General features: G+C 63.3%; 11 protein-coding genes and 1 pseudogene. 8 read left to right on the top strand and 4 right to left on the bottom strand.

The window, feature by feature from the left end; translation table 11 throughout:
- The 3 genes from AC3WJM_RS20720 to AC3WJM_RS20710 form a co-directional block, all read left to right on the top strand.
- A partial coding sequence (locus tag AC3WJM_RS20720; protein ID WP_492272833.1) for a hypothetical protein occupies positions 1-519 on the top strand: 519 nt, incomplete at its 5' end.
- Positions 519-1637, top strand: a complete 1119-nt coding sequence (locus AC3WJM_RS20715) for a C40 family peptidase (RefSeq protein WP_492260175.1) — start codon at positions 519-521, stop codon at positions 1635-1637. The genes AC3WJM_RS20720 and AC3WJM_RS20715, both read left to right, overlap by 1 nt.
- 33 nt (positions 1638-1670) lie before the next feature.
- Positions 1671-1787 (top strand): ATP-binding protein, encoded by a 117-nt coding sequence (locus tag AC3WJM_RS20710; RefSeq protein ID WP_492260177.1) that lies wholly within the window; start codon positions 1671-1673, stop codon positions 1785-1787.
- Positions 1788-2003: 216 nt separating this feature from the next.
- On the opposite strand, the gene AC3WJM_RS20705 is transcribed toward AC3WJM_RS20710, so the two are convergent.
- Positions 2004-2483, bottom strand: a complete 480-nt coding sequence (locus tag AC3WJM_RS20705) for a DUF1889 family protein (RefSeq protein ID WP_492260174.1) — start codon at positions 2481-2483, stop codon at positions 2004-2006.
- Positions 2484-2541: 58 nt separating this feature from the next.
- On the opposite strand from AC3WJM_RS20705, the pseudogene AC3WJM_RS20700 reads away from it, so the two are divergent.
- Positions 2542-2823 (top strand): annotated as a pseudogene (locus AC3WJM_RS20700) (heme ABC transporter ATP-binding protein); the annotation flags it as partial.
- Between the two features lie 200 nt (positions 2824-3023).
- Here the strand turns inward: AC3WJM_RS20700 and AC3WJM_RS20695 are convergent.
- Positions 3024-3917, bottom strand: a complete 894-nt coding sequence (locus AC3WJM_RS20695) for a LysR family transcriptional regulator (RefSeq protein ID WP_492260173.1) — start codon at positions 3915-3917, stop codon at positions 3024-3026.
- 115 nt (positions 3918-4032) lie between these two features.
- On the opposite strand from AC3WJM_RS20695, the gene AC3WJM_RS20690 reads away from it, so the two are divergent.
- The 4 genes from AC3WJM_RS20690 (at position 4033) to proC (ending at position 8836) form a co-directional block, all read left to right on the top strand.
- Complete coding sequence (locus AC3WJM_RS20690; protein WP_492260172.1) at positions 4033-4800, top strand: enoyl-CoA hydratase/isomerase family protein; 768 nt, start codon at positions 4033-4035, stop codon at positions 4798-4800.
- A 12-nt stretch (positions 4801-4812) separates the two neighbouring features.
- Positions 4813-6405: an acetate--CoA ligase gene (locus AC3WJM_RS20685; RefSeq protein WP_492272832.1), complete on the top strand. Its 1593-nt coding sequence runs from the start codon at positions 4813-4815 to the stop codon at positions 6403-6405.
- A complete protein-coding gene (locus AC3WJM_RS20680) occupies positions 6402-7724 on the top strand; it encodes an MFS transporter (protein ID WP_492260170.1) in 1323 nt (440 codons plus the stop codon). The genes AC3WJM_RS20685 and AC3WJM_RS20680 overlap by 4 nt, the downstream gene beginning before the upstream one ends.
- 272 nt (positions 7725-7996) lie before the next feature.
- Positions 7997-8836 carry a pyrroline-5-carboxylate reductase gene (gene proC, locus AC3WJM_RS20675; RefSeq protein ID WP_492260169.1) on the top strand — a complete coding sequence of 280 codons (840 nt, stop codon included), beginning with the start codon at positions 7997-7999 and terminating at the stop codon, positions 8834-8836.
- Positions 8837-10176: 1340 nt separating this feature from the next.
- Here proC and AC3WJM_RS20670 read toward each other — a convergent pair.
- Together AC3WJM_RS20670 and AC3WJM_RS20665 are read right to left on the bottom strand one after the other, a co-directional pair.
- The gene (locus AC3WJM_RS20670) at positions 10177-10620 is read right to left on the bottom strand and encodes a hotdog fold thioesterase (RefSeq protein ID WP_492272831.1); all 444 of its coding nucleotides are present in this window, start codon (positions 10618-10620) and stop codon (positions 10177-10179) included.
- Between the two features lie 75 nt (positions 10621-10695).
- Positions 10696-12186, bottom strand: coding sequence for a bifunctional 3-(3-hydroxy-phenyl)propionate/3-hydroxycinnamic acid hydroxylase (locus tag AC3WJM_RS20665; RefSeq protein WP_492260167.1), 1491 nt, complete (start codon positions 12184-12186; stop codon positions 10696-10698).
- Positions 12187-12206: the final 20 nt, after the last annotated feature.

Below are 12206 nucleotides of genomic sequence, written 5' to 3'. Positions count from 1 at the left end.
TCGCCGACCGCGGCTTCCACATTGGAAACTCCACCCACGATCGGAGAACCACGCACAACGGACTATCGGAGGCTCGCCTCCGCGGCAGCGACGGCAATTTACACCTGGGACACGCGAACGGCGTCGTACTCTGAGGTCTACTCCCGGCTCCGGGACTGGTGGGACGTTCTGCCGGACGGGTCCAACCCCCTAACGGTATTTGTGCAGGAGTTCGAAGCGACCGGCGTCAACGCGGGAACCTATGCAACCTTGGCAGGGGAGCAGGCGCGCCGTTCGGCGACGGTCCGGTCCCTTGTATGCGACGGCGAGCTGGCCAAGGTGCGCGACCACCCGGCGCCGTGGGTTGGGCTTCACGTCTGCACAGCCACTCTGAGCGTTGTGGATCAATCGAGCTCGGACCGCAATGCGTATGCCGCTCCCGTGAGCGTCATGGTGAATTGTCCACCGGCCACTACAGCCCCGATCGATCATTGCGTAGTCGTTGGCTTTTACGCGACGCCGAGCAGAATCGTCTACTGATGCCTGTTCCCGCGGTTCTGGCCGGTTTCGCTCAGCGCAGGGCTATTCTGCGGGCAGCGACGGCTGTAGTTACGGCACTGACCCTGATCTGTGCCTTTGCGTTTTGCGCTGGTGTGGCAGTGTTTGCCGCCAACTCGGCGACCGGCGCTGGTGCTTGCTCAGTCGGCGCGATGGGCAATGGTCGGCCGTCAGCGGATGGAGCCAGTGGTCTGGAGATTCAGCCAGACAGCCAGGCGCCGGTGACTATAACCGCGGGACAGGTGTCGGTTGCGCGGATTTACATTGCTGTCGGAAAGCAAATGGGAGTGCCGAGGGACGGACAAATCATCGCGATCATGATGGCCCTCCAGGAATCCGGATTAAGAGTCCTGGCGAACAACAACCTTCCCGCTTCGCTCTTGATTCGGCACGACGGAGTCGGCAGCGACCACGACTCTCTTGGCACCGCCCAGCAACGTCCAGCCGCTGGCTGGGGGACCATCGAGCAGCTAATGGACCCCAACTACAACGCTCGGGCTTTCTACGGCGGCCCGAGCGGTCCCAATCATGGCAGCCCCCGCGGACTGCTCGATTTCCCGGCTTGGCAATCCCTGGATAAGGGCAACGCTGTGCAAGCTGTTCAAGTATCGGCCTTTCCAGAGCTGTACGCGCGGTGGGAACCTGAGGCAACGGCAATCGTTGACGCGCTCGCTGGTGCGACTTCACCAACTTCTTGCGACAGTGTTCCGAACGGCTCGGCGGCGCCGGTAATGCCGATGAATCTGAGCCAGATCCGGAAGGACATCCTGCACTTCACTCAAGAAGGGCTGGGCGGGGCCTACGTGTGGGGTGGAACGGCGTTCAAAGCCTGGGACTGCTCGGGCTACGTCCAATGGACCTACCGGCAGGTGGGGATCAACCTGCCGCGCGTAGATCAGTGGACCGTGGGGCACCAAACTGACAATCCACAGCCGGGGGACTTGGTGGTGCAGAACCCGCAAGGGCCCAATAATTGGGGGCACGTCGGCATCTATGCCGGGGATGGCATGATGTACAGCGCGCTGAACCCTGCTGCTGGGACGTTGATGCATCCTGTGGATTGGAACACGGGCACGGCGTACTTTGATTTGTTGGACTGACGCCAGTCGGAGTCAAACAGGGGACATGGCAGGATTTTCCAAGATCTTTGCGATGTCTCAAGGCAAGGCGATGCCCTTCGTGCCCTTGAGGTTGCGCGGCCCGGGGTACACCATGTGCTGCTGTGCGGTCCGCCGGGGGTATGTCCTTAAGTAATGATGTGATGTGTTCCCTGTAATGACGGGCATTTCTCATCATGCGGAGCAGCGCTCTTCGGGTAGACAGAGCCCTTTCCGAGCTCCTGCCCGGGGCTCGTCATGCACGACGTGCGACCTCAAAGCTGGGATGACGACTCAGCGACATCGCCGTGCTCTTCGGACTCGCAGAGGAGCCAGAAGATGGGTAGTGAAACTACCCGACTGCGATTCCTAATCCTCAGCGTTAGGATCGTCACCCGATGCCAGCTTCTGCCGCAGGTAGTCGATATAGTCCGTACGGAGCACGTGCCGGGCTCGCGGGCGTTTCCCGCCGTTGATGTCCCGGACGTACTGCGCCAGCCGCTCCGGATTCTTGTCGGCCCACTCTTGAGCAAGGGCCCAGCCCTGCATGGCGTCGGCGTCCATCGGGATTCTGGCGTCGCGCAGCGCCAGGAGTACGCCGACCACCTGATCCTTCTCAAAGCCGGCCGATATCGTGTTGTTGTGATTCACCGTAAGCGTCAGGCTTCTCAGAGCCTCCATGACGATCGGGTCGAGTTCGGCGGAGGGAGTCTTCCAGTCCGGGCCGTCGCCAAGAATGTCCGGTTTCATCGCCGTGACACACGAGCGGATTCGGTCGGCGTTCCAAGTGATGACGCAGATGGCGCGGATCCCGTGGCCGTAGCGCACCAGCTTCCCGATGTCGTCCATGTCCGGGCAAGCCATCAGCACCGGACCGGTACCTTGTGGCGTCCCGCCACAACGACCGGCCGTTCTTACTCCGCAGGAAACCGATGAGCTCCTGGACATCATCCGGCAGCCCAAGCCGCCGGAAAATCAATTTTCTTCATCTCGCACAAGCTGCGTGAAGTCAAGGAAATTTCGGAAGTGATCACAATGATCCGCTGTGGCAAGGTAGTGGGGGACGCGGCGCCGGATGCCACACCCACCGCTGGCGTCGATGATGGTTGGCCGGCCGGTCAGGCTGACCCGGGAAAAGAAACCCGCCCGACCGGGTGAGGCGGCTTTCAAGGTCCGGGACCTCACCGTATGGTTTGATCTTCCTGTCATTTCGAGCGTGTTGAACTATATGCGAGCAAGCCCAACCCCGAACGGGGCCACCCAGCTGGCAACCGCCGACAATGGCTTCAGCAGATGGAGCCCTGGCCCGCCCGTGATCAGTCCCTTGATTTCATGTCTCAAATCTAAATGAGGGCTATTCATGGTTTGGAGTCGTCAGGGGGCCACGAGTTACCCGTGCCCGCCCGCAGCCAATCCCGCAGCCACAGCCGCCACAAACGCATCTGTCTCTGCTGACCTTCGGCTCTTCAGCCACAGCGCCGAGGTCCGCCAAGCAAGGGGATCTCTAACCAGCGGCCGCCAGACAATCCCCGCGGGCAACGGGGTCCACGGCTCTTCGTTGAAGTGCACCCCGCGGCCGGCCAGGATCAGGCCATGGGTGAAGTGCTGGTTCCGGGCGTGCACAATTGCGGCCGGCAGGTAGCCGGCGTCGCGGCAAGTTTGAAGGAACGCGTCGTACAGCGCCGGGGCCATGTGGCGCGGGAAGATGATCAGTGGATTGCCCTCAAGATCACCCAGCCGCACAGCATCCGAAGAGGCCAGCGGATGCGAAGCATTCAGCACCACTCCCAACGCCCTGGACAGCACCGGCCCCGACTCAAAGCCCACCGCGCTCAACGGATGACGGACCACCGCGACGTCCAGTTCGCCGTCACGCAGCCGCCCTACCTGTTCCACGGTGGTGAGTTCGTGCAGGTTCAGGAGCACGTCCGGGGCGGCAGCCCCAAACGAAGCGACCATCGCCTGCAGCGCCCGCGGGTTCGTGTCGGGCGGCACGGCGACCTGCAGGATGCCCGAAGCGCCCGGCCGGATCCGCCGCATCGACTCCTGTGCCAGGGCCACGCCGTCGAGCACGTTTCGCGCGTGTTCGAGCAGCAGTGCGCCTGCCTCGGACAGCTCGACGCCGGTGCGTCGCCGGTGGAACAGCAGCACACCGAGCTCTTTCTCCAGGTCCTTGATCCGCTGCGACAGCGGCGGCTGCGCCATGTGCAGGCGCTGCGCTGCGCGGCCGAAATGAAGCTCCTCGCTGAGCACGACGAAGTACTTGAGATGGTGGATGTCCATGCCGCATCATATCAGTTTGGTATCACACTGAGTGGATTTTGATGTTAGACGGGTCACATTCCGGGATGGTCTGATGGATGTAATCCCCGCAGCATCCACGGAAGGAAAACCCCCAATGTCCCAGGAAGTCCTCTTCGAGCAAGCCGGCTCAACGGCCATCATCACGCTCAACCGCCCGGACAAGCTCAACGCTTGGACCGAGGCCATGCGCAACGAACTCATCGACTACCTGGAAGGCCTCAAGGGCAACGACGAGGTCCGCACCGTCATCCTCACCGGGAGCGGCCGCGCATTCTGCGCCGGGCAGGACCTGGCCGAGACCGCGTCCATGAACCCCGAGGACCACGCGTCCGCCGAGGCCTGGATCGACGGCTTCGACCGCCTCTACCGCGCCGTCCGCAACCTCGACCAGATCACCATCGCCGCGGTCAACGGTGTCGCGGCTGGCTCCGGCTTCCAGTATGCGCTCCTCGCGGACCTCCGCGTCGGCGATACCAAAGCCCGCATGGGCCAGCCTGAAGTCCTTTCCGGCATCCCCAGCATCACCGGAATCTGGGCCATGTGGAGCATCCTCGGCAAGTCCAAGACTTCACAGTTCGTCCTCACTGGCGAGCTCGTGGATGCCGCCGAGGCGCAGCGCCTCGGCCTGCTGAACTACCTGGCGGACGACGGCGGCGTGCTGGATTACGCGAAGGAACTCGCCTCCCGCTTGAGCCTCCTGCCTCCGGGCGCTGTTCGTTTGACCAAGAACCGTCTCCGCAGCCTCGAGGAAGATGACCTGAGCGACGCGATGGCCGAAGCCAAGCGGGTCCATCGCGAGGCCTATGGCACCGGCGAACCGCAACGCGAAATGGCCCGTTTCCTCGCCGGCAGCGGACGCTGAAGGACACCCGAAATGACCCTGACAACGCAAGACCGCTACCCGGACATGCTCGCCTCCCACCGCTGGGAGGTGCCGGAGTTCTACAACATGGCGGCCGACGTCGCCGACCGGCACCCACGCGACAAGCGCGCGCTCATCCTTGAGTCCGCCGTCGAGGGCCGCCGGGACATTAACTGGGGCGAAATCCAGGACCGTTCGCGGCAAATCGCCGCCACCCTCCAGACCGCCGGCATCAAGAAAGGCGACCGGGTCGCCGTACTGTTGCCGCAGCGTGCCGACGCCCCCGCTGCCTATCTCGGCGTGCTGCGGACCGGTGCCATTCTGGTCACCATGTCCCTGCTGTGGGCCGCGGAACCCATCCGCTTCCGGCTCGAGGACAGCGGCGCCTCGGTGATCATTGCCGAAGAATCAGCCAAGGCGCTGTTCGACGGGTACGACGGGACGGTCATCGACATCGACAGCCCGGCAATCGCCAACGCGCCGGTCGAGTTCGAGGACGTAGAGACCCGCGCCGACGACCCCGCGCTCATCTTCTACACCTCGGGCACCACCGGCAGGGCCAAGGGAATCGTCCATGCGCACCGGACGCTGCTGGGCCACAACGAGTTCGAATACTGCCACCAGATCGGCAACGGCGACGTCTTCTATGGCGCAGGGGACTGGGCATGGTCGCTCGCCAAGCTTATGGGTCCGCTCCGGGCCGGAGCCACGCACCTGGTGTTCCGGCCCGCCGGAGGGTTCGACCCGGCGTCGTTGTTGGAGAGCATGAGCCGCAATAAGGTCAGCAGCGCGCTGGTCAACCCGACGTTTCTGCGCAAGATGCGGGAGGACGTGCCCGACGCCGGCACCCGCTTCCCGCTGTACCTGCGGACAGTCTGTTCTTCCAATGAGCCGCTGACGCCGGATCTTATCCTCTGGTTCCGGGACCAGTTTGGTGTCACGTTGATGGACTACTACGGCTCAACCGAGTCCTACCCTTTGCTGGGCAACTTTCCCGCTGTTCCGGTGAAGCCGGGATCCATGGGCCGGCCGCTCCCCGGTTGGGAGGTCGCCCTGCTGGATGAGAACGAGCAGGAAGTGCCGGCAGGCGAGACCGGTGAAATCTGCCTCCGGGCCCGTTCCAACCCGCAGTTCCCCTTGGGATACTGGAATATGCCCGAAGCCTCGGCCGCTGCGTTCGGTGGCGACTGGTACCACACCAAGGATCAGGCCTACGCTGACGAGGACGGCTACTTCTGGTTTCTCGGTCGAAGCGATGACGTCATCAAGACGTCGGGCTACCGGGTGGGGCCGTACGAGCTGGAAGCGGTCATCAGGGAACTCGATCCCGTCAGGGATGTGTCAGTGACGGGAGTGCCGGATGACCTCCGAGGCCAGTCCATCAAAGCGTGGGTGGAATTGATGCCGGGCCACACTGGCGACGCGGAATTGAGTGAGTCGATCGTGGCCCACGTCAAGGCGAACTTCTCCCGCTTTGCCTACCCGCGTTTTATCGAATACGTCTCCGCGCTGCCGAAATCGTCTACCGGAAAAGTCCAAAGGGCACAGCTCCGCGCACTTCCTCACTCTTCACCTTCCGACCCCCACGAAGGACAAGCGTCATGAATACCCTCATTGACAACTCAGCAGAGACTGACTCTTCCCCGCGCCGGAGCCTCAAGCGCGTAGCCGCTGCGGCCGCCGTCGGGAACTTCGTGGAATGGTTCGATTCGGCGGCGTATGCCGTGATGTCGGTAACCATCGCGAAACTCTTCTTCCCGGACTATTCGACGACTGCGTCCCTGCTGGCCGTGTGGGCGATCTTCGCCGGAGGCTTCATCGCCAGGCCGCTGGGTGCGGCGTTCTTCGGCCGCTACGGCGACAGGATTGGCCGCAACAAGATGCTGGGCCTGTGCGTGGTAATCATGAGCGCCGCGACATTCTGCATCGGCATCCTGCCTACCTTCGCCGTGATCGGCGTGTGGGCCCCGATCCTGTTGTTCGTGTTCCGAGCTGTTCAGGGGTTCACTACCGGCGGTGAGTATACGGGCTCTTCGGCGTTCATCGTCGAGTACGCGCCGGCCGGGAAACGGGCCACGTACGCCAGCATCATCCCGGCCACCGTGGGCCTGGCCTCCGTGGCCGGCGCACTGCTCGGCGCAGCCATCACCGCGAACCTCAGCTCGAGTGACTTGCAGGCCTGGGGCTGGCGGGTCCCGTTCCTGCTCGCGGCCCCCCTGGGCCTGATCGGACTGTACATCAGGTCCCGCGTGGACGACACTCCGGTGTTCCGCGGCCTGGAAAACAAAGGCAAAGTGGCCGAAAGGCCCCTGGGCGACGCCATCCGGCTCTGCGCTCGGCAGATCTTCACCCTGTTTGGCTACAGCATCACTAACGCGATCGCGTACTACCTGATGAGCAGCTACATGATCGCGTACATGACCTCGAGCTTGCACTACTCCAGCACTGAGTCCATGATCACGAGTGTCGTGACGATGCTCGTGTACACCGCGGTTTGCCCGCTCGCGGCCAGGGCCAGCGACAAGTACGGACGCAAGAGGATGCTCCTGGTGGCGTGCATTGGCTTCGTGGTGATGACGATTCCCGCCTTCGCGATCATGCCACTGGGACTGGGGTTCGCTATCCTGGGGACGAGCATCCTGGGCGCCCTGGTGGCCGTGATCGGAACCTCCAATGTGCCGGCCCTCGTGGAGATGTTCCCGAGCTCCGTGCGGGCCTCCGGCTCGGCGATCGGCTACACCTTGGCTTACGTCCTGTTCGGCGGCACCGCACCGTTCGTGGCTACGGGACTGGTTGCCGGATTCGGAACCCCGTTGGCTCCCGCCTTCTACCTCATGGGCATGGCGGTAGTCTCCGCCGCGATTGTGATCCTGTTCTTCCGGGAGACCAAATCGCTCTCCCTCACTCGGACAACCGTTCTCTAGCCGTGGGTCCCGGGCAGGAGTTTACCTGCCTCGTGTGATGTAGAGGTTGGGCCCAATAGGGGTGTGGTTAGCGCATTCATTCCGGCCTTCACAGACAGGTGTACTGGCCATCGGCCAAGCACGGATCCGGCCGGGATCGCGAGTACAAGTCCGCTGACTGGCATTGGACGGAAGTAGGACGTCCTGGAATCCAGCGCGAAATAGGCCGGACTGCTGGACCGACGGACAGCCTCAATCCCGGCAAGACCTTCAAACACAGAATGGAATACAACATGAGCGAACTGCACCCCATCCCCCTGCCCGCCTCCTTCCTTGGCGCAGGAGCCATGGGTTGTGCGATCATCAGGGGTTTGCTGAATGCCTCGATACCTGCCGAAGGCGGCATACGCGCGACCGGCCACTGGTCCTCGCAACTGCAGGAGCTCAGCGACGCGGGCGTAACAGCCTTCGATTCCAGCACAACTCCAAGCGCGAACATCCAGGCCGTTTCCGGTGCAGGGCTGATAGTCCTAGCAGTCAAGCCCGACGTGGTGCCCAAGGTGCTGAAGGAAATCGCAGAGGCCGTAGAACCGGGCGCCGTTGTTGTAAGCATCGCAGCCGGCATTAGCATCGCTGCGCTGGAATCGATCTTGCCGACCACCGTGCCTGTAGTGCGCGTTATGCCCAACATCCCGGCAGTGGTGGGGAGGGGCGTTACGGGCATTAGCCCGGGAACCCATGCGAGTGACCAGGACCTGGCCATCGTGGAACGGCTCTTCCAAACCGTGGGTTCCGTCCTGACCGTTCCTGAAAACCAGCTCGACGCCGTCACGAGCATCTCCGGCTCCGGTCCCGCTTACGTCTTCTGCCTCATTGAACTCCTCACCGAGGTTGCCATTGACAAGGGCTTCACGCCCGAACAGGCGGCTTTGCTCGTCAACGGAACATTCAGTGGCGCCAGCGAACTGCTGGCAAGCACGGGCCGCTCCCCCCGCGAACTACGTGCCCAGGTGACAAGCCCAAACGGCACAACGGCGGCCGCGATTGCTGTGATGGAGGCTAGCGAAATCAAGCAGGTCCTCAAAGAGGCAACGGACGCCGCGTTCACCCGAGCCAAAGAGCTTGGGTTGTAGCAACGCGTCACCGCCGTCAGGTTAGAGTCATTCCGTTGCCGACAGGTGAACTCGGCGTTCCTGACCAGGCGTTCATCGGAAGCCAGGAAGAAGAGCGATATCCCCGGCACGAACAAGGCCGGCGAGGGAACGGACTGGACGCCGGTCGCGGCGAACCCCATGCACGTCAACTAGAAAGGCCGGCGGCAGTACTTTAGTTTCCCTCACAGGCAAGGGTAAGGCCCCGATGCCTGACCGAAAGCGCCAATCAAATAGACCGCACCGCGTCTCCTGGGATTCCGTTCCGGCCGACCTATCAGCAACAGCTGCCGGGCAGGCCGCAGCGGGGATCAAACGATCCGCATGCCGGAATTTCTTTCCGAGCTGGCTCGAGAGGCGGCCAGTCGCGCAGCAAAGTATTGCCCAGTTGCCAAGTGAGCGGAGGGATTCGCTACAACGGTTCTCCTGAAGATCGCCGCCACCCACGTGACCCGACGATCCTGGACCCATGGACTCCCTGATGATCGAGATTCCCCTACGTCTCTGGCAGCGCAGCAACGGTTTTTGCTAGACCGGACCAGGACCGTGCTGGGAAGCGGCCACGAACCTAAACACTTGGGTGACTGGGCGGTGCCGGCCAATCCCAGGTCTCGCCGCACCAGCAGCGGCCATCCTCGTGCTCCTGGATGACGAGAACCCGTTCCTCATAGCTGAGCATTCCTCCAGTGCAGCATCGGCGAACGGCTGGCGGTAAAGCGTCTTGGTCTATGTGGAAAACCGCAGATAACGGCATCGGAGTGCTCTGCCCGTGAGCCTCCTGTGACCACCACCGAGATCCGAGCGGCGGCGAACCATGGACGAGTCTTCAATTCCGGGAACCTAGGCGGATGCACCACCAACTCTTTCCTTCACCCTCGACGGCGAGTTTGGCCGGCGTGTGCTGTCGGAGCTCGAGAGTCAGTGAACATGTGGTGATCGCAGCGGGAAGGGGCTGTTTGTGCTGATTTAGCAGGGAACCTTTCCCCTCGTTTATGAGCGAAAAACATACCCCTCACATAGACCCCCGGGTCTATGTCCTTAACCGTGTATGCGTGAAGGCATGCTGGCGGTGGCCAACTTGCCGTCAAACATGCGCGCGTCATCGCGCGGAAGCGGCGCCTGCCCGAGCCCGGCCCGCTGCTGTCCGGGAACGCCGTGGGCGACGTGCGAGCGGTGAGCGCGGACCTCGACGCGGCGATAAGGCCAGCGGGCTAAGCCAACTCACCGCGGTCTCCGGCGCGAACACCAACTGACGGATATGGGTCCGGCGTAGGTCGCGCGAGGGCACTCGGCCATATGTGGCCACGTTCTCCGACCCATGCCTATTTTTGGGACGGGTTGATGACGACGCCGAAGATGCGGGCCTCGGCCAAATGGAGCCCGGAGCCGGAGCGGACGGAGACATCGACGATGTTGTTGCGGCCGTACCGGGTCCGCTGGATTCCCACTGCCTCGATGTATTCGACGTCGTTGCCGCCTGCGGCAATGTAGGTGATGTCGGCCTGGCGGGAGACGGAAGGGTGCCCGGTGGATTCGCAAACGAACGCGAAACAGGTGTCCGCCAGAAAGAACACGTACCCGCCGTGGAGGATGCCGTGGCCGTTCCTCATGGTTGGGGCGATGGGCATGCGCATGGTGATCCGCCCGGGTTCCGCGTCCGTGACGGTGATCCCTAGGTTCGTGGAGGCTGAGTCTTCCTGGAGCCGCCGCGACATGAGGTGGAAAATTGTTGGGGGCCGGGCGTCGACGGTATCCGGAAGGGCCATGGGTGTTCCCGCTTTCAGAGGTGGTGATGGGCGCCCGGGAGTTGCCCTGCCGGTACGGACAGGGCCCTTCCCGGGTCAGTGGACGTGGAGGGGCTGCAGGATTCGGAGCACTTGCGCGCAGAGCTCGGAGAGCTCCGCGGCTTTGGAAGTGGTCCCGAGGATGTACCTGTCGGGGCGTACCACCAGCGCGCCGGCGTCGACGCTCTCCAGGAGCTCCTCGTGTCCGGCTTCATCCGGCCCAAGCACATGGACCTCCTGTTGCGTGGAGATGCCGTTCTGCAGGTCCGGGGGGAGTGAGGCCCATAATTCCGGTCGGGTCACGATGAGGAAGCGTTGGCCTACGCGGTCGTCAAATCGCCCTCCGTTTTCGAGCATGGGCTGGATCGCGCAGGTACCGGCTGGAGTGGGCCGCCCAGCATGCAGTCCGCCGCCCAGGACGGGGACCTTTGGGGCGGTGTCTTGGGGGTTGTTGCGGACGTGGGCGTCACGGCCGGCGGCGACGTTGGGGTCGGTGGTTTGCACGATGGCCGACATTCGCGTCGCCTGGTCGATCCAGGCGCGGACGTGCGGGCTGCGGTCGGCTTCGTAGCTGTCGAGCAGCGCCGGGTCGCCGCCGCTCAGAACGGCCGCGAGTTTCCAGGACAGGTCGTTGGCGTCACGGATGCCGGAGCAGAGCCCTTGGCCGTAGAGCGGGGGTGAGAGGTGTGCCGCGTCCCCCGCGAGGAAGATCCGGCCATTTCTCCAGCGGTCGGCGAGGAAGGAACGGAACGTGTAGACGCCTGAGCGTTCGACGTGGAAGTTCTCGGGAGTGAGTAGCCCGCCGGAGAGCTCTCCGAGCTTGTCGGGGTCGGTCAGGTCCTCGTCGTTGTCCGTTTCAAGGACTTTGAACTCCATCCGCCCGTGGCCCCCCGGCATGGCTGCCCAAAGTTTGGGCCGGGAATGGTGTCCGAAGAACACCATGCTGCCCTCTACAGGCGGGGTATCTCCGCAGAGGCCGTCGACTACGAGCCATGGATCGTTGGGGCCGAGGACTGCGAAGGTTGACCCGATGTCGTGGCGGACACGGGACGAGGCCCCGTCGCAGCCCACGAGGTAGCGGCCCGTGTAGGTCCGGGTAGCGCCCCCGGGCTCTGTCACGACGCAGCTTACGGATTCCTCGTCCTGGGCGATGCTGTTTACTTTGTGTCCGGGGAGGAGGCTTACCGAGGGGTAGCTCTCGATCTCGGAGCGCATCAGTCGGTCGAACTCTGGCTGGTTGAACATGTAGTCGTCATGCCAGCCATGGATTCCCAGGGCGCCGGTTGGAATGTCGAGGAGGACTTCGCCAGCCTCGTTTTCCATCCGGTAGTTCAGCATCGGCTCGCAGAGGGCCTCGATGGCGTCGCCGAGCCCGAGGGCCTGGAAGGTGCGGAGGGTCTCGCCGTCGAAGTGGACGGCCCGTGGTTTCGGCCAGACCTCGTGGTCCTTCTCGAATCCGATAGCGGAAATCCCCCGGGATCCGAGGAGGGCGAGGAGGACCTCGCCGACCGGCCCGCCGCCGACGACGAGAACGTCGCAATCAGTCATCTTTTCGCTCCTTTGCGTAG

Source organism: Arthrobacter sp. FW306-1B-G06A, from assembly GCF_058781765.1.
The sequence above is the reverse complement of the archived record's forward strand: the minus strand, read 5'-3'. Positions and strand labels throughout refer to the sequence as shown.